Origin of the sequence: Enterococcus sp. DIV0703 (assembly GCF_051711065.1) — a bacterium.
Lineage (GTDB): Bacteria > Bacillota > Bacilli > Lactobacillales > Enterococcaceae > Enterococcus_B > Enterococcus_B hirae.
Map to the genome: position 1 here is coordinate 535906 of NZ_JBIOLX010000001.1, position 22908 is coordinate 558813.

Genomic DNA, 22908 nt, shown 5'->3' on the forward strand with positions numbered 1-22908 from the left:
AAGAATACAAGTAACGATCTTTTTATGTCTGAGCGAGATCGAAACATTCGTTACTTTTCAATCTCATATATTGTGCGTTACATTTACTATTATAGTCATTTCGTGATATATTTAAATCAAATAGTTGATATAGTTACTATAATAAAAAATTATGGAAGTGATCGCATGCTGAAATTGTTAACAACTTTTCGTGTCGTATACGAAACAAGAAATTTTTCTCGAACAGCCGAATTACTTTTCTTATCTCAACCTGCTGTTTCAAATCAAATCAAACAGCTGGAAAGAGAATTAGGAGTGATTCTCTTTGAGCGAAATGGTCGGAAAGAAATGAAGCCGACAAAACAAGCAGATCTACTCTACGAACGAGCGTTAGTTTTATTAGAGGAGTGGCAAGAAACACAACAACAATTACTAGATGAACAAAATGAAGAAGAAGTTTGCCGAATCGTTGCTTCTCACACTTTTGCCGTCTATCTGTTACCAAAATTGTTGAAAGATTTGCTTTTGAAATATCCTAAAATTAATTTTGTGATTGCCTATGCCAATTCTCATGATGCGTTGGAACAAGTAGCAAAACACGAGGCTGACTTTGGTTTTATCGAAAAACCTTTAGAAACTTCTGGTGTTCAAAGGTTTTCATTGATGGAGGATGAACTAGTGATTGCGGGGGATCCTGACAGTCAGTTATGGTTAGTTCGAGAAACAACTTCTGGAGTTTTTCATTATACGCAACGGTATTTTGAAGAAAAAAATATCCATGGGAAAAAGTTGTTAGTAAAAAGTAACGAAGTCATTGCCGCTCTTTTAAAGGAAGGAGTGGGACGTTCGATTTTATCAAAACGTGCGGTGCCACCAGAAATACCAACCGAGAAATTAGCGTATCATCGAAATTTTTATTTGATCCAGCGAACAAATTTAGTTTCAGAGAATTTACAAGCGATTGGTAAAGAGATCTTGAGATATAATGAACGCTATCAAAAATGATTCGTCAGAACGTTATCTGTTATCTCGATGATGGGTCTGACTGAAGAGCAGCAAGGCAGATGATTAGATAAGAATAATTTTAAGTTTTCCCAAATGTATTTGCTTTGGCTTTCAATTATGCCGTTAGACCGCTATAATATAGAACAGTATGGTTTTTAAGAAAAGGGATGAAACATGGAAAAAAAAATAAAAGCTTCTAATAATAATCGTGATAATCGCATTGATTATGGCGTCATATTACCAGTCTTCTTATTATGTTTGATTGGATTGCTTTCTTTATATGTCGCGCTGAGTCATGATCCTAACCACCCTTCAGTAGTAAGAGGTGTTGGGATGCAAGCGATTTGGTATATCGTGGGCTCAATTGCTATTGTCGTGATTATGCATTTGAATTCCAAATGGATCTGGAAATTAACACCTTATCTCTATGGGTTTGGTCTAATTGTAATGGGACTCTTGTTAAAGTTTTATGACCGCAACCTCGCCCAGTCGACCGGTTCCAAAAACTGGTTTAGTTTTGGTTCCTTGACGTTTCAGCCAGCAGAGTTAATGAAAATTGCTTATATTTTAATGATGGCGCTGATCGTGACAAAACATAATACTCAGATGAAGGAACGAACGCTCAAATCAGATTTTTGGTTGATCGCCAAGATGTTGATTGTGACGCTCCCGGTTTTAGCCTTGATTATGGCACAAGATGATTTTGGGACCATGCTGGTATTCTTAGCAATTTTTGGTGGAGTTTTCTTAATGTCTGGTATCTCTTGGCGCATTATCGTGCCCGTAATTGCTTTGGCAGCGATTGTCGGTGCTGGGACGATCTTTTTAGTTACCACAGAAGGCGGAAGAGATTTATTATATAAAATCGGGTTTAAATCTTACCAGTTTGCTCGTATCGATTCTTGGCTTGATCCATTCCATGACACGACTGGGATGAGCTATCAGCCAGCACAAGGGTTGCTTGCAATAGGAACTGGTGGATTATTAGGTAAAGGATTTAATGTAAGTAATATCTATGTACCTGTTCGTGAATCAGATATGATTTTCACCGTGATTGGTGAGAATTTTGGGTTTATCGGTGGCGCATTCGTCATCTTCTTGTATTTTATTTTGATTTATCGTATGATTCGTGTCTGCTTTGATACGAACAATGAATTTTATGCTTATATCGCCAGCGGCTTGATCATGATGCTCTTGTTCCATGTATTTGAAAATATTGGTGCTAATATTGGACTCTTACCATTAACAGGGATTCCCCTGCCATTCATTAGTCAAGGTGGGTCATCGATCCTTGGAAATATGATTGGTATCGGTTTGATATTATCCATGAGGTATCAAAATGAGGCACCTGCGAAAACTTCTAGGAGGTAACACTGTTGTATCGTTTTTATTGGTATCCGAAATGTTCCACTTGCAAAAAAGCGAAAGCTTGGTTGGATGCGCATCATGTTGATTATCAAGTAATTGATATGATTGCTAGTCCACCATCGGAAGAAATGATCACAGACTGGTTGGAACATAATGAGATTCCATTACGTCGTCTGTTCAATACGAGTGGCATGAAGTATCGGGAAATGGGGCTAAAAGACCAAGTGGCTGATTTTTCGATCAATGAAGCTAGTCGCATTCTTTCAAGTGATGGGATGTTGATCAAACGTCCCCTGATCGTCAAAGGCAAACAACTCGTCGCAATCGGTTTTAATGAAAAAATATACGAAGGAGTATTGATATAAAATGGCTGGGAAACACTTGAAGAAAAAAGATAACCTTTGGATCTTATTTAATGGGAAAGAATATTGTGTCGGTTTAACTAATGAAGCACAAAAAGAATTAGGTGATATCACATTTGCCAATTTGCCAAAAGCTGGTCAGTCTTATCAAAGCGGGGAGCCTTTGATCGAAGTGGAAGCTGAAAAAGCGGTCAGTGAATTTGCTAGCCCGTTAAGCGGTACGGTTTCTTCCGTGAATGAAAAAATCAATGAAGATATCAATGTCTTAAATGATCAAGATGAAATGAATGCTTGGCTTTTAAGCTTTAAAGAAGTCGATCCAACAGAATTTGAGAAATTATAAGAGTTAGCAATTTTCAGAAAATTTTAAAGAAGTAACCGGTAAAATGTTGACACGTTATTTTCCAACTGCTATAATCAGAACAATCATAAATAAAGCTTTGAAAAGAAGAGTACATGTCACAGACGTTCAAAGAGAGCCCTGATTGCTGAAAAAGGGTAACGGAAATGAGATGGAAGATGGTCTTAGAGCAGAGTAGGTGAGCCTTGCAAACTTACTACGGGGGTGCCCGTTACAGCACAACGGTATACGGGCATGATTATGATGAAAGAACGATGACCCAAGTACTGGTAAAGGTTGTTATTGTGAGATAGCAGCAAATCAAGGTGGTAACACGGAAGTTTCAGCTTTCGTCCTTTTGCTAAAGCAAGGGGGCGGAAGCTTTTTTGTTTCCTACTTGATCTCCATGTAAAAAATAAAAGAAAGATGTGAGCGATATGTCATTGATCCAATTAACCAATGTTGAGAAAACATTTGGTGGCAAAAATGGAACGATCCAAGCGGTAAATGATGTTTCATTAACTGTTGAAAAGGGTGATATTTACGGCATCGTTGGCTATTCTGGAGCAGGTAAAAGTACACTTGTCCGTTTATTGAATGGATTAGAGCTACCTACTAGCGGAACGGTTGTTGTAAATGACCAAGAGATTACCAAACTAAAAAATAAAGAACTGAGAACATTTCGTAAAAAAATCGGTATGATTTTCCAACATTTCAATTTGTTATGGTCACGGACGGTTTTAGAAAATATCCAACTACCATTAGAATTAGCAGGCGTACCTAAAGCCCAACGCAAAGAACGGGCGGAAGAATTGCTTGGATTAGTCGGATTAGAGGGTAGAGGAAATGCCTATCCTTCTCAACTTTCAGGAGGACAAAAACAAAGAGTTGGGATAGCTCGAGCGTTAGCAAACGATCCCGAGATCTTACTTTGTGACGAAGCAACCAGTGCGCTAGATCCACAAACCACTGAAGAAGTATTGGATCTTTTATTAGCTATCAATAAGAAATTACATTTAACGATCGTATTGATCACGCACGAAATGAACGTGATTCGTAAAATCTGTAACAAGGTAGCTGTGATGGAACGAGGAAAAGTTGTGGAAGAAGGCGATGTTTTGACAGTCTTCAAAAATCCAAAACAAGAAGTAACAAAACGTTTCGTGCAACAAGATATCGAACCAGAAGCAGACTCAAAAGAATTATTGGCTGAATTGATCAAAGAAAATCCAAAAGGTCGATTAGTGACATTAGTGTTCAACGAAAAAAATGCTAACGAGCCAGTCATCTCTCAAGCCATTCGTCAGTATAACGTCGACATCAATGTCGTTTACGGTAAAATCAAACAAACAGCAGAAGGTTCTTTTGGTTCCTTAACGACACTGATGACTGGGTCAGAGAACGAATTGGATCAAGCAGAGCGGTTTATTAAAGAACAAGGTGTTGGAGTGGAGGTGATCCACCGTGGATAAAAGCTTTGCAGAAACGTATTTAGATTTTAGTCAAATCAACATGGAAACGATGAAACAAGCATTCATCGATACGCTTTATATGACGTTGGTGTCCATGGTATTAGTGACCATCATTGGTTTAGTCCTAGGTTTGATCCTGTATTCGATTGGACGAAAAAATAAACCTTATGCACGAATCATTTATGGCATTGTTTCGATTATTAGTAATATCTTTCGATCTACACCATTTATGATCTTGATGGTCTTGATCATTCCTTTCACGAAAGCAATCGTCGGAACCATGCTAGGGGCGCAAGCTGCTATTCCTGCCTTGGTACTTTCAGCTGCCCCATTTTATGCTCGTCTAGTTGAAATTGCTTTTCGTGAAGTTAGTCCTGGAGTTTTAGAAGCGGCGGATGCGATGGGTGCCAGCTACTGGGAAATCATTTGGAAAGTCTTGATACCAGAAAGCGTGCCTGCACTGATCTCCGGATTGACAGTTACTACCATTTCGATGATCGGCTTTACTGCGATGGCGGGTGCGATCGGAGCTGGTGGTTTGGGAGGTCTTGCTTGGCAAGAAGGTTACCAACGTGGTAATCTGACCGTGACATTTGTGGCAACGTTAGTGATACTAGTCATTGTATTTATTGTTCAAGGAATCGGGGACTTTTTAACAAAGAAAACAGATAAAAGATAAGAAGAAATAGGAGGATAAAGGATATGAAAAAGAAAATTTTTGGATTTGCAGCAGCGGTCTTGCTGACTGTAGGGTTAGCAGCTTGTGGCAATAATAGCGATAGTAAAGGTGCTTCATCAAAAAGTGACGATACAACTTTAAAAGTAGGCGCATCACCAACACCTCATGCAGAAATCTTGGAACACGTCCAACCGCTATTGAAAGACGAAGGCATTAATTTAGAGATCGTGAAATTCGATGACTACATTTTACCAAATCAATCTTTAGCAGAAGGCGATATCGATGCCAATTATTTTCAACATATTCCTTATCTAAATAAAGAAATCAAAGAAAAAGGCTATGATTTTGTCAATGCGGGTGCTGTCCATATTGAACCAATGGGCTTGTACTCAAAGAAAATCAAAGACATTGCTGATTTAAAAGACGGCGCAACAGTGATTACTTCAAATTCAGAATCTGACTGGGGACGAATCATCACTATTTTACAAAATGCTGGCTTAGTTAAGGTAAAAGATGGCGTAGATCTAGAAACAGCTACGTTTGATGACATCGCTGAAAACCCTAAAAACTTAAAATTCAATCATTCGATTGATCCTTCTTTATTAGCTTCTACTTATCAAAATGATGAAGGTGACTTAGTAGCGATCAATGCAAACTTTGCTTATGGTGCTGGTTTGAATCCATTGAAAGATTCTGTCTTATTAGAAGAAGACAACTCACCATATGTGAATATCATTGCCACACGTAAAGGTGATGAAAATAGCGAAAAAATCAAAAAATTACTTGAAGTCTTACACCGTGAAGACGTTCAAAAATGGATCGAAGACAAATGGGGCGGTTCAGTCAAACCTGTCGCAGCTGATGCTAAATAAGCACTTCAAAAAATAGAGTTGAACAAAATCAAATGTTCATCTAAAAAATAATCAAGTCATCAGAAACATCAAAGTTAGTTGATTTTACTAGCTTTGATGTTTTTTTGTAGAGTGAATAGTGAATAAATTAGCTATGTAACCAATAGAGAACTCTCTTTATTATGGCATTTTTCAAGAAGCATTTATTAAGAACAGGTAAGCGGTAATCAAGAGATGCGTACTGACATCATTCTGCAAGCCAACGTTTACCTATCGTTTTACATAAAACAAAACAACATAACCAGTGATCTATGAATGCTAAAAACAGAAGTTTCTTTATAAATATTATTATCTAGTAATATTAATTTAATGATAACTCGTGAAAAAAGTTTTGATTTTAGTGGGTTATAACATTGCGATCTATTCTCAATTAGTCTAAAATAAGTGAGAACGAAACAGAATCTGGAGGGAATTTGCATGTCTGTCTTAGAAATAAAAAATTTACACGTCTCAATTGAAGAGAAAGAAATTCTTAAAGGCGTAAACTTAACGATGAAAACAGGCGAGATCCATGCCATTATGGGACCAAATGGAACAGGGAAATCGACGCTGTCAGCCGCTATTATGGGGAATCCAAACTATGAAGTCACTGAAGGCGAGATCTTATTTGACGGAAAAAATATCTTAGATTTAGAGGTCGATGAACGGGCACGTCTAGGATTATTTTTAGCGATGCAATACCCAAGCGAAATTCCTGGGATCACGAATGCAGAATTTATGCGTGCAGCGATCAATGCCAAACGTGATGAAGACGATAAAATGTCTGTTTTGACTTTCTTGAAAAAATTAGATGAAAAAATGGCGCTGTTAAATATGCCAGAAGAAATGGCCGAACGTTACTTGAATGAAGGCTTTTCTGGTGGCGAAAAGAAACGAAATGAAATCTTACAATTATTGATGTTAGAACCAACTTTTGCCATTTTAGATGAAATTGATTCTGGGTTAGATATCGATGCATTGAAAGTCGTAGCAAAAGGGGTCAATGAAATGCGTAGCGAAAACTTTGGCGCATTGATTATCACCCACTACCAACGATTATTGAATTATATCACTCCGGATGTCGTCCACATCATGATGGAAGGACGTGTCGTGATGACTGGGAATGCAGATCTAGCAAAACGACTTGAAGCAGAAGGGTATGCTGGCATCAGCAAAGAACTAGGAATCGACTATAAAGAAGAAGAAGCGTAAGGAGGAGCGGAAAATGAAAGAAACGAACTGGCTCGACCAACTTGACGCAGTTACCAATTTTTCTTTAAGCAAAGGGGAACCTGAATGGATGACCCAATTACGTCAAGCAGCGTTAGAAAAAGCCAATCAATTACCACTTCCTCAGATCGATCGTGTAAAATTCCATCGCTGGCCATTATTCGATATCCATGAGTTCACAGACCACTTTAGTGAGACAGGAAATGTAGCTGGGTTTGACGTAATGAAAGATAACCCTGTGTTGGTGCAGGAAGGAACAAATACGATCTTTGAACAATTACCAGTGGAACTCATGGAAAAAGGCGTGATCTTTACAGATATCTTCACAGCGCTCCAAGAGCATCCAGATTTAATCAAACCATACTATATGGAAAAAGCAGTGAAAATGGATGAAGATCAATTGACCGCTTTACATGCTGCTTTCATGAACAGCGGAGTGTTTTTATATGTTCCTAAAAATGTTGTCATCAATGAGCCAATTGAGAGCTTATTCATCCAAGATGGCAAATTAGCACAGCATTTCTTTAAACATGTCTTGATCGTCGCAGAGGAACATAGTGAGTTCTCTTACTTGGAACGATTCCAAACGACCAAAGAGAAAATCCAAAAAGCTTCTGGTAATATCATTGTCGAAGTAATCGCTAAAGCTGGAGCAAAAATCAAATATTCAGCTGTCGATCAATTAGGAGAAAATATCACTTCTTATATCAACCGCCGAGGTCATATTTTACGTGATGCTTCTGTAGATTGGGCAATCGGCGTGATGAATGATGGACATGTAATTGCTGATTTTGATTCTGATTTAGTTGGCGAAGGCGCCCATGCAGAAGTGAAAATCGTCGCCATTAGCTCAGGAAAACAAATCCAAGGAATTGATACGCGTGTCACGAACAAAGCACCTCATACGATCGGACATATCTTACAACATGGTGTGATCCGAGAAAAAGGGACGTTGACTTTCAACGGGATCGGACATATCTTAAAGGGCGCAAAAGGAGCCGACGCCCAACAAGAAAGTCGAGTATTGATGCTTTCAGATAAAGCAAGAGGAGATGCCAATCCGATCTTACTTATTGATGAGAATGAAGTCACTGCAGGACATGCTGCCAGTGTTGGTCGGGTCGATCCTGAAGAAATGTATTATTTGATGAGCCGTGGTCTTCATAAAGAAGAAGCAGAACGATTGGTTATTCGAGGCTTCCTTGGCTCTGTGTTAACAGCAATTCCAGTAGAAGCAGTCCGAAAAGAGTTAGTGGAGGTTATTGAAGGGAAGTTGAATGTATGATTCTGAAAGAAACCATTCGCGAAGATTTTCCAATATTATTTCAAGAAGTCAATGATGAACCGCTCGTTTATTTAGACAATGCAGCCACTACGCAAAAGCCAACAGCAGTAATTGAAGCAATAAAAAAATACTACGAACAAGATAATGCCAATGTGCATCGAGGAGTCCATACCTTAGCCGAACGAGCAACATTTGCCTACGAAGGCGCTCGGGAAAAGGTCAGAAAGTTTATCCATGCAGCTGAAACTGCTGAAGTCCTATTTACTCGTGGCACTACTACGAGTTTGAACTGGGTCGCTCGCAGCTTTGGTGAACAGTTTCTGCAAGCAGGGGATGAAATCTTACTTTCTTACATGGAACACCATTCCAATGTCATTCCTTGGCAACAATTAGCCAAAAAGACAGGAGCAACATTAAAATATATTGACTTGACTACCGACGGATTTTTAGACATGACACAAGCAAAACAATTGATCACTAACAAAACAAAAATCGTATCGATTGCTCATGTTTCAAATGTCTTAGGTGTGATCAATCCCGTCAAAGAACTAGGAAAACTTGTCCATGAGCAAGGTGGGGTACTAGTTGTAGATGGCGCACAATCCGCTCCCCATATGCCAATCAACGTCCAAGAATTAGACTGTGATTTCTTTGCGTTTAGCGGACACAAAATGTGTGGACCGACTGGGATCGGAGTCTTATATGGCAAACGAAAATGGTTAGAACAAATGGAACCAGTCGAATTTGGTGGCGAAATGATCGACTTTGTCGACTTGTACGATAGTACTTGGAAAGAACTTCCATGGAAATTCGAAGCCGGCACACCTAATATCGCTGGAGCCATCGCACTAGGTCAAGCGATTGACTATCTCGAAAACGTTGGGTTGGACAATATCCATGATCATGAAAAAGAATTAATTGCCTATGTCTTACCTAAACTACAACAAATCGATGGGTTGACCATTTATGGACCACAAGATCCCGCTACTCGTACAGGGGTCATCGCCTTTAATCTAGATGGCTTACATCCTCACGATGTAGCTACTGCTTTAGATATGGAAGGTGTCGCTGTTCGTGCAGGTCATCATTGTGCCCAACCTTTATTGAACTATTTAGAAGTCTCGGCGACTGCACGAGCAAGCTTTTATTTTTATAATACGAAACAAGATGCAGATCGTTTAGTCGAAGCAATTCTTGCAACGAAGGAGTTTTTCCAACATGGCACTCTCTAAACTAGATAATCTCTATCGCCAGGTCATACTTGATCATTCTTCGCATCCTCATCATCGAGGTACATTGACTGAATCAACCAGACGAATCGAATTGAATAATCCGACCTGTGGCGATGTCATCGAATTACAAGTCGAAGTCAAAGAAGGAATCATCAAGAATATCGCATTCAACGGTAACGGTTGTTCCATTAGTACAGCCAGCGCATCCATGATGACCGATGCTGTCATGGGAAAATCTGTTGAAGAAGCACAACAATTGATCACTGATTTCTCGCAATTAGTCCAAGGAAAAGAAGTCAAAGCCATCGACCAACTAGGCGATGCAGCAATGCTCAGTGGCGTAGCCAAATTTCCCGCAAGAATCAAATGTGCCACATTAGGCTGGAAAGCCTTAGAAAAAGCAATGGAAGAAAACGGCACTGCAACCTTCCATCACGTGCATCAGGAAGAGGAGTGAGAACATGGGTGTACCAGAATTAGAAGAATATAAATTTGGTTTTCACGATGATGTGGAACCAGTTTTCAGTACAGGAGAAGGCTTAACAGAAGAAGTCGTTCGAGAAATGTCTCGAATCAAAGGTGAACCTGAATGGATGTTAGAATTTCGTTTGAAATCCTTGGAAACATTCAATAAAATGCCCATGCAAAAGTGGGGACCAGACCTGTCAGACATCGACTTCAATGCCATAAAATATTACCAAAAACCAAGTGATAAACCCGCCCGAGATTGGGAAGATGTACCTGATAAAATCAAAGAAACCTTTGAAAAAATCGGGATTCCTGAAGCAGAACGTGCATACCTCGCAGGTGCTTCTGCTCAATATGAATCAGAAGTCGTTTACCACAACATGAAAGACGAATTTGAAAAATTAGGGATCGTCTTCACCGATACTGATTCTGCATTGAAAGAATATCCTGAGTTATTCAAAGAATACTTTTCCAAATTAGTCCCACCAACTGACAACAAACTTGCTGCTTTAAATTCAGCTGTTTGGTCAGGAGGAACATTTATTTATGTACCTAAAGGGGTAAAAGTCGACGTTCCATTACAAACATACTTTAGGATCAATGCCGAAAATACCGGACAATTTGAACGAACATTGATCATCGTTGACGAAGGAGCCAGCATCCATTATGTCGAAGGCTGTACAGCACCAACGTATTCAAGTAACAGTCTTCATGCAGCGATCGTTGAAATCTTCACCCGAAAAGACGCCTATTGTCGCTATACCACGATCCAAAACTGGTCAGACAATGTCTATAACTTAGTAACCAAAAGAGCCAAAGCTTACGAAGGTGCCACAGTCGAATGGATCGACGGCAACCTAGGAGCTAAAACAACGATGAAATATCCAAGTGTTTACCTAGACGGCAAAGGTGCGCGTGGTACGATGCTTTCCATCGCATTTGCTGGCGCAAACCAAATCCAAGATACTGGGGCGAAAATGATCCATAACGCGCCAAACACTTCAAGCTCCATCGTCTCTAAATCCATCTCAAAAGACGGTGGAGAAGTTAATTATCGAGGACAAGTAACCTTCGCTAAAAATAGCGCCGGTTCCATCTCTCACATTGAATGCGACACGATCATCATGGACGAATACTCAAAATCCGATACGATCCCATTCAACGAGATCCACAACAGCCAAGTCTCTTTGGAACACGAAGCCAAAGTCTCAAAAATCTCAGAAGAACAACTCTATTATCTTATGAGCCGAGGCCTATCCGAATCCGAAGCCACCGAAATGATCGTCATGGGCTTCGTCGAACCATTCACCAAAGAACTCCCAATGGAATACGCAGTCGAACTCAACCGTTTGATCAGTTATGAGATGGAAGGGTCTGTGGGATAATAAAAATAAAGATGGTTGGCTCCCCGTCAAGTGGACACGGAAATATAATAAAATTTTTAGAGAGCTGTTTGCTAATTTTGTGGCAAACAGTTCTTTTGTTTTTCATTGTTCAAACCTCGGCTGCGCTTGGTTGGCGTATCCCTTAGATGTGCGAAACAAAGGACATTTCACCCATCTAAGAGATACGATTATTACGCTGCCATTAAAAGCTGTTGGTGAACTTGTAATGGCGTTTTGGATTTCAAGCATCGTTGATAACGGCCATTGTTATAGTAGTTGATGTAATCTTCGATCATCGATACGAGATCTTCGCGTCTTGTAAATTTACGACGATAGTATTTTTCACGTTTCAATGTTCCCCAGAACCCTTCCATAGGCCCATTATCAATACAATGGGCTACACGAGACATGCTTTGTTTCATCCCTTGATTTTTGATTTTATTTCTCATGTTTTTACTGGTGTACTGAAACCCTCGATCGCTATGGAATAGCGGATGAGCCACAGGTTCAAGTCGAATCGCTTCGTCAAAGGTATCAAAAACCAACTTGTTATCATTTCTATCGCTAATGACGAAAGAAACAATACGCCGATCTGCTAAGTCCAGAATGGCACTAAGATAAATTTTTTTAACTTGGTTTCCTAGAGTGTACTTGAATTCACTGACATCAGTTAGCCATTTTTCATTTGGTTTATCTGCATGGAAATTTCTATTTAGATAGTTCTTGGCAATATGATAAGGATTATTGGACGCTTTAGTAATTCCGCTTGGCTGGTGTTTGACGGTAGATTTAATTTGAAGACTACGACAAATCCGCAAGACTCTTTTGTCATTGACGTGCAAACCAAAGTCTTGAACCAAATCGTCACGGATTCTCCGATACCCCTTGTCGTTATCTGCTTCATAGATGTATCTTATTAGGTCTGCCAGGTGCTCGTTAAAGATAGTTTGAGCTGATTTTGGTTGCTTTAACCAACGGTAATACGCTGATCTGGAGACGTGTAAAAAATCGCACATTAATTTTATCGAATAATTTTTGAGATCATGGAGTTCCTTAATTGCTTGGTATTCAAAGATATGAGGGATGAGGTCTAGTCCCACTTCCTTTCTAACTCCCTGACTTTTTTTAAGAGGTCATTTTCCATTTCTAACAGTTTAATTTTGCGTTCTTGTTCAGCCAGTCGATCACGCATTTCTTCTTCTGGTGTCCGACTGGGTTCTGTTCCAGCTCGATGTCCTCGGCGATCTTTTAAGCCGGCTTCGCCCATTTCCTTATATTTTAGTACCCAATTACGTACTTGTTGGTACGATACCTGATACTTGATAGCCGTTTTGCCATAGTTATGATCATGCACAATACAATAGTGGACAATTTCCACCCGTTCTTTGAAGGTTGTTTTTCTTGATTGACTCATTTGACTTCCACCGCTTTCTGTTTTGAAGTTTCCATGAGTATTATATATCTTTATCCAATTTCGTAGTTGTTTAGACTGTCTTAGTCCGTATTTCTTAGTAATTTCCGACAGACTCCCTAAACCATTTAGGTAATCATTTACAGCCTGAATCTTTGTTTCAATCGTATAGTGTGTATTCTTTCGTCTTGCTAATAAGCCAGTAGGACCCCCATTCTCATAAAGCATAACCCAGTTACTTAAAGCAGCCCAACTAATGCTTGCAGTGCGAGCTAGGTTGGTCATACTGTCTTCACCATTCAAATAGCTTTCTACTAGTTCTACTCGTTTTTCTGGAGTGAGTTTCATCTTTCTTTTCGGCATACAAAATCCCCCCTATACAGGACTTTTATATTTCAGTGTCCTATATAGGGGGAACATATCAATTGCTCAGAGTTTTTTTGGTGATCTTTTAAATTAATATTTGTGTGATTTTACCTTATCTAGAATAAGGCAAATAATAATATAAAAGTCATAAATGAAAGGTGTTAAAATTACTTCAATAATTAAGTATTGTGAAATGAATGCAGGTATTCTTTCTTGTTGAGATAAATCATTTAAATAAGTAAAACCAGAGATAACCAGTATAAGTAATATTAAAGTAATCAGATAATTTTTTGAAATTGCAAAACAAAAATAAATAATAGAAAAAGCAAGGTAAGATAAGAATATTTTTCCTAAAGTAGAACTTTGAGAGTGTTGTAATGGTAATACGCCTATAATGATTGACAGAAATATCTTTGAAAATATTACTTTAGTATAAGAATTATTCATATGAAATCTCTTTTGTGGACTTGTACTGGTCCCGTTATACCATAATTTTCCACTAAGATTAGATGAAAAAGGACTTATTTTAGTCCAGAAAGTGTGCTAGTCTTGGGAGAAGAAAAGATTATAGATAATGAAAATATTATTGGCAGTAACATTAGGAGAATAAGATTGGAAAAAGGAATAGGACAGACTGAATTAGTAAAAAAACTACAGTTAATGAATGTAGGGATTACAAGAGAAACACTTGTTAAAATTGAAAGTGGTAAGCAACATATAAAGTTAGAACAATTAATTGGTATAAAAGAGTTGTTAGATGTAAATTATGATAGTCTTATGATGAGATAAACGTTGGGGTGGAGAAATGTATTTAAAAAAAATAACTTTAAAAAATTTCAGAAAGTTTGGAGGGGATGCAAGTAAGAATGATTTAGAAGTTAATTTACATCCTGGGTTAAATGTTATAGTAGGCGAAAATGATTCTGGCAAAACAGCTATTATTGATGCTATAAAATTATTATTAGGAACCGTTAGTGAGGACTTTGATAGAATTCAAGATGAAGACTTTTATTGCAACTCAGAAGGTTTTTTTAGTGAAAATTTTTTTATTGAAGGCATTTTTGATGATTTAGATACTAATGAAGCAGGACTATTTCTTGAATGGCTTTCTTTCAATGAAAAAGGAAATTATCAGTTAAGGTTAATATTGGAGGTAACTAAAAAGAAGAATGATAATGGTCAAGAATTTATTGAACGACAATTATTAGCTGGCGAAAAGAACTGTGAAACTAAAATAGATAGTAGAGCTAGATCATTACTAAGAGCAACTTATTTAAAACCTCTACGTGATGCTAATAGTGAACTCAGGCCAGGTTTTAAATCACGACTTGCGCAAATTTTGAGAGCGCATTCTTCTTTTAAACAATTACCCGAAGAAAAACATGCATTAGAGAGTGTTATGGAAAAGGCTAATTTCGAGATTGAAAGTTATTTTTCAGAAGAATATGAGGAAGGAAAATCAATAAAAAGTGATATAGAGAGTATTTTATCTGAATTTTATGATGTAAAAGATAGTGGTAAAGCTAATACAGATTTTTCCGTGACACCCGCAAATTTAAAGTCAATATTGAATAAATTAAGTTTAAATTCAAATAGTATAAATCTTGGTTTAGGAAATATGAATTTGCTATTTATTGCAACTGAGCTACTATTGCTAAATAACAGTGCCTCAATTAACTCTGTGGGACCACATGTTACTTTAATTGAGGAGTTAGAAGCTCATCTACACACTCAAGCACAAATAAGGCTAGTTAAATATCTTGAACAAGTAGTTAAAAAAGGAGAGACAACACAATTTATTCTAACATCACATAGTACTCATTTAGTATCTTCGATAAGTCCCAAAAATTTGATTTATCTAAACAACGGTAATGCATACCCTTTATCACATCAATATACGTTATTGGAAAATGAGGATTATGAATTTTTAGAAAGGTTTTTAGACTCCACAAAAAGCAATTTATTTTTTGCTAAAGGACTTATATTGGTAGAAGGAGACTCAGAAATGTTGTTAATTCCTGCTATTGCAGAGTTAATTGGACTTCCTCTGCATCAGTATGGTATATCTTTGGTAAATATAGGCGGAACTTCATTTGAAAGATATATAAAACTATTTTCTACAAACGATAGCCCCAGCATAAATTTACCTATATCTTTGGTGACTGACGTGGATGTTAGGCCTGTAATTTATTTTGAAAATGAAGATAAATTAATTTATCAAATAAATAATGGTAATATACAAGAAGTAGAAATTTTGATAGGGAAATCTCTTATAGATTACGACGGAAATGAAACTGAATATACTTCAATAGAATCTTTAATGGAAGCTTTTGAGATTGAAGATTCAGTCTCTCGAAAGGAATTAACTAAAATTACGAAACAAACTCCTAGCGATAAAGCAATTAAAGAAGAAATAAAAAGAAAAATGAAAAGTGTACAAGAGAAGTATGCTAAATACAATGCCAATTTAAACATTTCTATTTCTCCAGAATGGACTTTAGAATATTGTTTGTTACAAAGTCCTTTGCAGAAGCTATTAAAGGATTCGATCCTAGAGACACAATATAAAAAACCGTTTAGAAGTAGTACACAGAAAACAATTGATTCTATAGAAGCTGATTTAAAAAATCCTGAGAAAAAAAGTACTGCTATTTATTTATTATTCAAGAGACTTAATGATAAACAAGTATCGAAAGCAATAGTTGCTCAAAGGCTAGCAAGTAAAATACTAAATTTATCAGAGGAAGAAAAAAGGGAGTTACGCGAACAAATCTTGACTGATCAATATACTGATTACTTAATAAGTGCAATTATTCATGCCTCAGGGAGACAAAAAAGTGAGGTAGAAATTAATGAATAATAATTTTAGTTCCATTGAAAAGATTCTTTTACCTGAAAATTGTTATTTTAGTCAAGAACAGAAGGAAGTTTTGCAATCAAATGGAAGCTATAATATTGTTGCTGGGCCAGGTTCAGGTAAAACCACGGTTTTAACAGCAAAAATTGCAAATTTGTTGTTAAATAGAAAATATATGGATAAAGGAATTTGCTTGATTACTCATACTAATGTTGCTGTAGAAGAAGTAATTGGAAGTTTAAGAAAAGTAGGTATAAACTCAGTTGAGTACCCTAATTTCATTGGAACAATACAAGAATTCTTCAATTATTTTTTCTCCATCAAAGCATTTAAAATATTAAGTGGGCGACAAAAAATTAGAATATTAGACGATGAAGATTACAAAGTGAAATTAGAACCTATTTTTAGGAGCTGTGTTGATTGGTATAAAGACGAATGGAACATTCCTAATTTGAAAAAAAAGAATGTTTGCTTAAAAGTAAATGAAAAAGGATGTGTTTATTTTACAAATGATGCAAAAACATCTTATCAAAGTCAGCTCAATGATTGTTTAGAAAGACTTTTTTATAACGGCTTTGTGACTAATCACCAATGTTTAGAATTATCTGAATGGTATATAAATAGGCATATTATTCCACTGAGCAAAGCCTTGGAGGAAAGATTTTCTTATATCATATTGGATGAAGCACAAGATACAAGTGTTTTGCAATATTCTCTATTAAATAAATTAACTTGTAAAACAAATATTAAATTTCAAAAGTATGGAGATCCTTATCAATCTTTGTATTCAATTTATGAAAGAGATTCAAGAGATGCGTGGTCGCCTAACTTTGAAGTTAGTATGGGCGTTCAAGTTAAAGAAATTGCAGAAACCACAAGATTCGGAACTACTATCTGTAATGTTGTAAAAAATGTTTGTATGGAAAATTATGATCATTTTAGATCTTTAGAAATAGTGGACTCACTCAGTCCATACTTTTTGGTGTTTGAATCTAAAGAGGAGCTGATTATAAAATACAAAAAGCTAATCAAAAAGTGTGAAGAAACCAATGAAAGCTTTAAAGATTGTCAGAAAAAGGATGTTATTGTATCTGATATGCATGCTAACCTAGAAAGATATTTTCCTTCATATACTAAAGAAAAAAAATCGCAAACGTTTATAAAGTATAATTATCATTCATTATTCAACTACTTGGTGAATAAATTTTCTGTGATATACCAAAAAAGCAGGAGTGAAATGAAATTATTTTTAACAGAAGATAAAGAAAAAAGTAAATTATCTTCAATTCTATTAAAAGAGTTAAGTTATAGTAATGTTAATAAAATTAAAGTTGAGGACATACTAAGTAGAATTATTGTTGAGATGACCAATGTAGATGTAAAACAACTTGCAAAAGAAATTATCTGTCAAGTTAATAATATAAAGAAAAACAATATGGAAGGCTTAGATAAAAATGAAAAATATGTATTAAATACTATACATGGAGTTAAAGGTGAGACACATCGATCTACAATGTTAATAATGGATTCTTCTTTAAATTATGGTAGTACGAATAATAATGATTTTTTTCATTTAATTAAACCATTTTTAATTGGCAGCAGGTTTAATTATGATAGTCACCAAGATAAAGATAAAATTAAATCTATATTGAAATTAGCTTACGTAGCCTTGAGCAGACCTAAATATCTTATTATTATTGCGATACCACAAAAAGATATTACTTTGGATTATAAAATGAAATTGATAGAAAATAGCTGGATAGAAATAGTCTGATTTTTGAAATAGCTCCTCAAAATTTAATGCCAAATTAAATGCTATTTTATTTGTGCTTTTTGATTACGATATATATAAGATCAAAAATAATCTCATCAATTTCTTTGATCTAATACTCATTATAACCTATTGATTACCAATAAATTAATTGGAAGGGTCTGTGGGGTAATAACTATTTCATTGCTCGAAACGTTTATATTAAAGCGTTTCGAGTATTTTTTTATTTGTATTTTTAAGGGATCTTTGTCAATAAGGACTGATAAGTTGTGTAAAATCCAATTTGGGTCAGAGTGAAGCTCATTCTGTCTCATTTTTTGTTATTTTACTTTCTCTATATTTTATCTACTAATCTCGCCATCTTTTTGATAGAATCGTTCATAGAGCATATCATCCTCTCAGTTGTTTATCTTATGGTGATTTAATCATACTAGAGAACGATATGTTTTTTTATAGCAAAAATGAAAATGGGGCTGAAGAATCAATTTTGATTCTTCAGTCCCATAAATTATAGAGCCGTCAATTTTTTGGCCCAGTCTCTTTTGGTTTATTTGCTTATAAATTAATATTTAATAACATTTACAAGTTTTAATGGAGTTCTTTCATCCCAATCAAGGATTGCTTGGTTTTTAATAGTTAAATAATTTCCACCGATATATTCAATGCTAGGTAAATAATATATGTATTCATTCATTTCACTTTTGGCTTTCATTGAAACTAAAAAGCCTCTTGGATCATTGTTTCTGCTCCAGCTCTCTACAGCTGGACGAGCAAGTTCAAAGTAATCTGCATATCCACCAGTTTTCCATTTGCTTAATGCAACCTGAACAGTTCCATCAGAGAGATTGACCATATTTACAATTTTAGTTCCTTTTGTATCAGAGTAGACTACTTTTTTCAGTGGTGTGATTTCAGTTGAGCTGTTTCGTTGATAAAGGCTACCATCTTTATAAGAGTAAGAAGCACTTGTTGGCGTATAATAGGTTCTAAGCATTCCGTTATGGACAATCGCCAAGATAAATCCACTACGAGAAAGTCTACTCCAAGAGTCTGATTGACCAGGTGTGATATTGAAGTAGTCGGTGTTACCCTTTCCTGTAGAATTTGCACTAACTGAAACCTGAATACTTGAAAAGTCCGTACAATCGTTTGTTACAGTGATGTCAGCATGTGCTGCTTTGGTCGGGATTAAAAAGATGGCTAAAGCGACCATTCCTATTAATAAACTGACCAGTGATGATTTTTTTTTCATGATATTCCTCCTGTTAATATAATATAGTCGTAAACGTTTTCGCTTACAATTTAAGTCTAAAGGATGCAGACTATTTTTCAATGATTCTAATTTACTATTTTATTCATTTTTTTTATTTTAGAGTCAAGTATAGTGGAATTTTCTTTGGGATATCGATCAGTTCTTGAATATCGGAGGAGCTGGCTGAAATTTAGCAAGAGGTTGGAAAAAGTACTGTAAGATGAGTGAATAAGCGGATAGCCTTTATAAACGTTTTTTATACTTTATACGACGGTATTTCTATTGTGTGAAGATTAACTTCAAAAACACTGGTTATTTATTTTTGTACTTAATGAAAAAGCCTAGGGCATCTTTTCTCCCTAGGCTCATCATTAGTTATTATTTGATCGCTTTAATGGTTCTTCATGCTTAGTAGTCAATCACATTAACTACTTTTAATTTCTGTGTTTCATCCCAATCATAGATAGCATCTTTTCTGATTGTCAGAAAATTTTTGTAGCCTAGGTATTGTATGCTAGGTAAATAATATATGTATTCTTTTGAGAATCCGCTATTATATAGGACTGAAACTAAAAAGCCTCTTGGATCATCATTTCTGCTCCAAGTTTCACTATCAAGGTGGTTTAGCGTAAAGTAGTCTGTCGATCCGCCACTTTTCCATTTACTTAACGATACTGTTGTAAGACTTGTGGAAAGATTAATCATGTTAACGTTCATACTTCGCGTAACAAGCGAATTTGTTTCAACTTTTAACGGAGTGATTTCTGTTGTGCTACCTTGGGAATAAAGTTTTCCATCTTTAAAAGAGTAGGCGGCGTTAGTTGGAGTATAGTAGGTCCTAAGTTGTTCTAAATAAACAATGGCTAAAATATGGCCTCTAGGATCATTTCTGCGCCAAGATTCTGTTTGTCCAACTGTTACTTTGTAGTAGTCTGACGAGACATCTTTTCCATTATCTGCGTTAATGGAAGCTGTAAATGAATGTGACGGATCTGTACAATCGTTTGTTACGGTGACATCAGCGTGTGTTTTGGTTAGTGGTAAGAAAAACATTAAAGCAATGAAACCAAACAATAGGCTGACCAATGGTAATTTTTTTTTCATGGTATTCCTCCCTTTAATATAATTTATGTAAACGATCTTCGCTTACAATTTAAGTTTAAAGGAACAAGTTTAGGTTTCAATGTGTCCAATCAATCAATTTATTTCATTTTTTTAGTATAAAACCAAATGTAGTGAAATTATGGGTGGGGTGCTAATAGCTACGGTTATTCTAGCTTCTTTCAATAGAATAAGGTTCGTCAAACTGCCGTTTAAAACAAAGCGTTCATTTAGCATTCGTTAGTAAAAAAATTCTTTTAGGAAATGATTCATGACATCGAATATGATGAATTTTCTTCAATTTTAGACGATCCATGGATAATGACATTTATTAATTGTCAGGTAAAAAGAAGATCAGAACTGATGGCCAAAACATACCAAACTGATAATTGATGACGTAACTTTTCAATCATTTCACTCTTTTTTGATGCTTTCCTACAAAAATTCCTGTATGCTTGCTTTTAGTTAGAGAATAAAATAATGACCGAGCTATATTGAATGCTCATATCCAGGAGGAGAAATAAGAATGAAAAAAATTTATTTTTTATGTACGGGAAATTCTTGTCGTAGCCAAATGGCGGAAGGATATGCACGTCAATTATTATCTGCCTCGGATGTGGAAATTAAAAGCGCAGGTATTGAAACTCATGGACTGAATCCACGAGTGGTTCAGGTTATGGCTGAGGATGGAATTGATATTTCAAACCAAACGTCTGATTTGATCGATCAGGATTATTTTACACAAGCAGACTTGATTATTACGCTTTGTGGAGATGCAAAAGATAAATGTCCGACGATTCCTGTAGGTGTTCAGCACATTCATTGGGATTTAACAGACCCCGCACAAGCAGTTGGAACCGAAGCAGAAATAGCATCAGCTTTTAGAAAAACAAGAGATAGAATTAAAGCAATGGTAATTGAACTCAAGAACCAGTGAGAGTCAGTATTTTTTGGGAATTGAGTGATCATTTGAGCTTCATTTGTCTGTATAGTGCTAAATTTTAACAATCAAGAATTGAAGTCAGCAAGCCTTAAAACGGTCTTGCTGGCTTTTTTTGCTTGCGATATTTTTTTGTCGCCTTCTCAATTATTTGGCGAGTTATGAATCAAGCAATTATTTCTGATTATGAGAATGATTGGCGTTTAAAAATCAAAATTTATTTACAATAACAATGTTATGGGGAGTAAGATAAGAAAGAAGAGAGTGTATTTCGCGCAATTAACTAATGGACTGAAAGCTCTTCTTGTCAGTTAAATTCTAACGCCAATAACAAATGAATAGGAGTTTATTGTGTGTGATTTTGGTTAGTAAAGAATAACAAGATCAGTGAAAAGGTAGCAGAAGAAGGAGGAGATTGCAGGGATATGACTGCAATGAAAGAGAAATGATTACAGTAAAAGCTTTACCTGCTTATGATGGCGATTGTTTGATTATTCAGTATGGAGAAGAAGATCAACGGACGAATCTGTTTGTCGATGGTGGTCAAGGACAACAAGTTGTTAGGCAGTTGAAAGAGGAAATTGCAACAATTAGCCAGAAAGGCGAGTGCATTGACTTACTGATTTTGACACATATTGATGCCGATCATATTCGGGGATTTTTGAGTTTGTTTTCTCAGTCGAGTTTTGACAAGTCATGCATTAAACGAGTGTTTTTTAATTCTAGAAAGCTGTTATCGCAAAAGTTTGATACAAAGGTTGTTTATGATGATCAACTGGAGATCGTTCAAGAAAAGTCAGAGATTAGTTTTAAACAAGGGGAGTCTTTCGATCGGTATTTGGAGGATTTGATGATTGAAAAGATGACAGTTATTGACAATTCTTGTCAGCCCAAGTTACTCAATGGGGCAAAAATGACGATTTTGACACCTGATGAAGCAAGTCTAAGGAAATTATATACAGATTGGGAAAAGGCAATTCAAAAAGAAACCAGGGATCAACTGATCAGCGGTCGAAATGTCAATCATCAGGGAAGCGTAGAAGAACTGATCAAAAAAGCTTTCCAAGAAGATCGCGCTGTCGCAAATGGGAGTAGTATTAGCTTTATATTGGAGTATGAAGGCAAACGACTGTTGATGTTAGCAGATGCTCATCCAAGTACTGTCACTGCGAAGTTAAAAGAACTATATGGGGAAAAAGAGCTGCATTTTGACTTGGTAAAAGTGGCTCATCATGGGAGTAAAGCGAATACTAGTGACGATTTATTAAAACAGATTGAATGTGAAAATTATTTGATTAGTTCAAATAAGGGGAATCGTCATGGTTTTCCGCACAAAGAAGCCTTATCAAGGATTGTTTACCACAACTACACAAAAAAACGACCAACCAATTTTTATTTTAATTATTCTGATGCGAGTGAGGGGTTATTTACAAATGAAGAAATAAAAAAATACGGGATTCAATTGATCAAGAAAAAAATGAATGAGAGGGTACTAACGATTGACATATGAATGAT

Annotated in this window: 22 protein-coding genes and 1 other annotated feature; of the genes, 17 read left to right on the top strand and 5 right to left on the bottom strand. The window is 36.2% G+C overall.

What is annotated here, in order from left to right; genetic code table 11:
• Window positions 1-165: 165 nt before the first annotated feature.
• The 12 genes from IGK81_RS02505 to sufB all read left to right on the top strand — a co-directional run bounded on the left by IGK81_RS02505 (window position 166) and on the right by sufB (window position 11695).
• A complete protein-coding gene (locus tag IGK81_RS02505) occupies window positions 166-984 on the top strand; it encodes a LysR family transcriptional regulator (RefSeq protein WP_010719985.1) in 819 nt (272 codons plus the stop codon).
• A gap of 174 nt (window positions 985-1158) precedes the next feature.
• Complete coding sequence (locus IGK81_RS02510) at window positions 1159-2355, top strand: FtsW/RodA/SpoVE family cell cycle protein (protein ID WP_034699627.1); 1197 nt, start codon at window positions 1159-1161, stop codon at window positions 2353-2355.
• Window positions 2356-2360: 5 nt separating this feature from the next.
• Window positions 2361-2717 carry an arsenate reductase family protein gene (locus tag IGK81_RS02515; RefSeq protein ID WP_010719983.1) on the top strand — a complete coding sequence of 119 codons (357 nt, stop codon included), beginning with the start codon at window positions 2361-2363 and terminating at the stop codon, window positions 2715-2717.
• A gap of 1 nt (window position 2718) precedes the next feature.
• Window positions 2719-3057, top strand: a complete 339-nt coding sequence (locus IGK81_RS02520; RefSeq protein ID WP_034699629.1) for a glycine cleavage system protein H — start codon at window positions 2719-2721, stop codon at window positions 3055-3057.
• An 88-nt stretch (window positions 3058-3145) separates the two neighbouring features.
• Window positions 3146-3415, top strand: a binding site (T-box leader).
• Between the two features lie 76 nt (window positions 3416-3491).
• Window positions 3492-4526 (top strand): methionine ABC transporter ATP-binding protein, encoded by a 1035-nt coding sequence (locus tag IGK81_RS02525; protein WP_010719981.1) that lies wholly within the window; start codon window positions 3492-3494, stop codon window positions 4524-4526.
• Window positions 4519-5205: a methionine ABC transporter permease gene (locus tag IGK81_RS02530; protein WP_010719980.1), complete on the top strand. Its 687-nt coding sequence runs from the start codon at window positions 4519-4521 to the stop codon at window positions 5203-5205. The genes IGK81_RS02525 and IGK81_RS02530 overlap by 8 nt, the downstream gene beginning before the upstream one ends.
• A 23-nt stretch (window positions 5206-5228) precedes the next feature.
• Window positions 5229-6077: a MetQ/NlpA family ABC transporter substrate-binding protein gene (locus IGK81_RS02535; RefSeq protein WP_010738388.1), complete on the top strand. Its 849-nt coding sequence runs from the start codon at window positions 5229-5231 to the stop codon at window positions 6075-6077.
• A gap of 456 nt (window positions 6078-6533) precedes the next feature.
• Window positions 6534-7307, top strand: coding sequence for a Fe-S cluster assembly ATPase SufC (gene sufC / locus IGK81_RS02540; RefSeq protein ID WP_010738387.1), 774 nt, complete (start codon window positions 6534-6536; stop codon window positions 7305-7307).
• Window positions 7308-7320: 13 nt separating this feature from the next.
• Window positions 7321-8610 (top strand): Fe-S cluster assembly protein SufD, encoded by a 1290-nt coding sequence (gene sufD / locus IGK81_RS02545; protein WP_034699632.1) that lies wholly within the window; start codon window positions 7321-7323, stop codon window positions 8608-8610.
• Entirely contained in the window at window positions 8607-9842 is a 1236-nt protein-coding gene (locus tag IGK81_RS02550; protein WP_034699635.1) for a cysteine desulfurase, read from the top strand. Before sufD ends, IGK81_RS02550 begins: the two co-directional genes overlap by 4 nt.
• Window positions 9829-10299 (top strand): Fe-S cluster assembly sulfur transfer protein SufU, encoded by a 471-nt coding sequence (gene sufU, locus IGK81_RS02555; protein WP_034699638.1) that lies wholly within the window; start codon window positions 9829-9831, stop codon window positions 10297-10299. Before IGK81_RS02550 ends, sufU begins: the two co-directional genes overlap by 14 nt.
• A 4-nt stretch (window positions 10300-10303) precedes the next feature.
• Entirely contained in the window at window positions 10304-11695 is a 1392-nt protein-coding gene (sufB, locus tag IGK81_RS02560) for a Fe-S cluster assembly protein SufB (RefSeq protein ID WP_034699640.1), read from the top strand.
• A 191-nt stretch (window positions 11696-11886) separates the two neighbouring features.
• On the opposite strand, the gene IGK81_RS02565 is transcribed toward sufB, so the two are convergent.
• The 3 genes from IGK81_RS02565 to IGK81_RS02575 all read right to left on the bottom strand — a co-directional run bounded on the left by IGK81_RS02565 (window position 11887) and on the right by IGK81_RS02575 (window position 13919).
• Window positions 11887-12795 (bottom strand): IS3 family transposase, encoded by a 909-nt coding sequence (locus IGK81_RS02565; RefSeq protein WP_438718875.1) that lies wholly within the window; start codon window positions 12793-12795, stop codon window positions 11887-11889.
• Window positions 12786-13469, bottom strand: a complete 684-nt coding sequence (locus tag IGK81_RS02570) for a helix-turn-helix domain-containing protein (RefSeq protein ID WP_438718876.1) — start codon at window positions 13467-13469, stop codon at window positions 12786-12788. The genes IGK81_RS02565 and IGK81_RS02570 overlap by 10 nt, the downstream gene beginning before the upstream one ends.
• Before the next feature lie 93 nt (window positions 13470-13562).
• The gene (locus tag IGK81_RS02575; protein ID WP_181914819.1) at window positions 13563-13919 is read right to left on the bottom strand and encodes a hypothetical protein; all 357 of its coding nucleotides are present in this window, start codon (window positions 13917-13919) and stop codon (window positions 13563-13565) included.
• Window positions 13920-14012: 93 nt separating this feature from the next.
• Here IGK81_RS02575 and IGK81_RS02580 point away from each other — a divergent pair, with 93 nt between their 5' ends.
• Genes IGK81_RS02580 through IGK81_RS02590 form a run of 3 tightly spaced genes read left to right on the top strand, consistent with a single transcriptional unit; the run spans window position 14013 to window position 18103 of the window.
• Complete coding sequence (locus IGK81_RS02580; protein ID WP_181914820.1) at window positions 14013-14261, top strand: helix-turn-helix domain-containing protein; 249 nt, start codon at window positions 14013-14015, stop codon at window positions 14259-14261.
• A 16-nt stretch (window positions 14262-14277) separates the two neighbouring features.
• Complete coding sequence (locus tag IGK81_RS02585; protein ID WP_181914821.1) at window positions 14278-16332, top strand: ATP-dependent nuclease; 2055 nt, start codon at window positions 14278-14280, stop codon at window positions 16330-16332.
• Window positions 16325-18103: a UvrD-helicase domain-containing protein gene (locus IGK81_RS02590; RefSeq protein ID WP_181914822.1), complete on the top strand. Its 1779-nt coding sequence runs from the start codon at window positions 16325-16327 to the stop codon at window positions 18101-18103. The genes IGK81_RS02585 and IGK81_RS02590 overlap by 8 nt, the downstream gene beginning before the upstream one ends.
• Window positions 18104-18662: 559 nt before the next feature.
• Here IGK81_RS02590 and IGK81_RS02595 read toward each other — a convergent pair.
• Both IGK81_RS02595 and IGK81_RS02600 read right to left on the bottom strand, forming a co-directional pair.
• Complete coding sequence (locus tag IGK81_RS02595) at window positions 18663-19352, bottom strand: hypothetical protein (RefSeq protein ID WP_228011830.1); 690 nt, start codon at window positions 19350-19352, stop codon at window positions 18663-18665.
• A 408-nt stretch (window positions 19353-19760) separates the two neighbouring features.
• Window positions 19761-20456, bottom strand: a complete 696-nt coding sequence (locus IGK81_RS02600; protein ID WP_010719970.1) for a hypothetical protein — start codon at window positions 20454-20456, stop codon at window positions 19761-19763.
• Window positions 20457-20979: 523 nt separating this feature from the next.
• Between IGK81_RS02600 and arsC the strand changes: the two genes are divergently transcribed.
• Both arsC and IGK81_RS02610 read left to right on the top strand, forming a co-directional pair.
• Complete coding sequence (gene arsC, locus IGK81_RS02605) at window positions 20980-21390, top strand: arsenate reductase (thioredoxin) (RefSeq protein WP_034699667.1); 411 nt, start codon at window positions 20980-20982, stop codon at window positions 21388-21390.
• Window positions 21391-21838: 448 nt separating this feature from the next.
• Window positions 21839-22903 (top strand): ComEC/Rec2 family competence protein, encoded by a 1065-nt coding sequence (locus IGK81_RS02610; protein ID WP_051641772.1) that lies wholly within the window; start codon window positions 21839-21841, stop codon window positions 22901-22903.
• Window positions 22904-22908 lie beyond the last annotated feature (5 nt).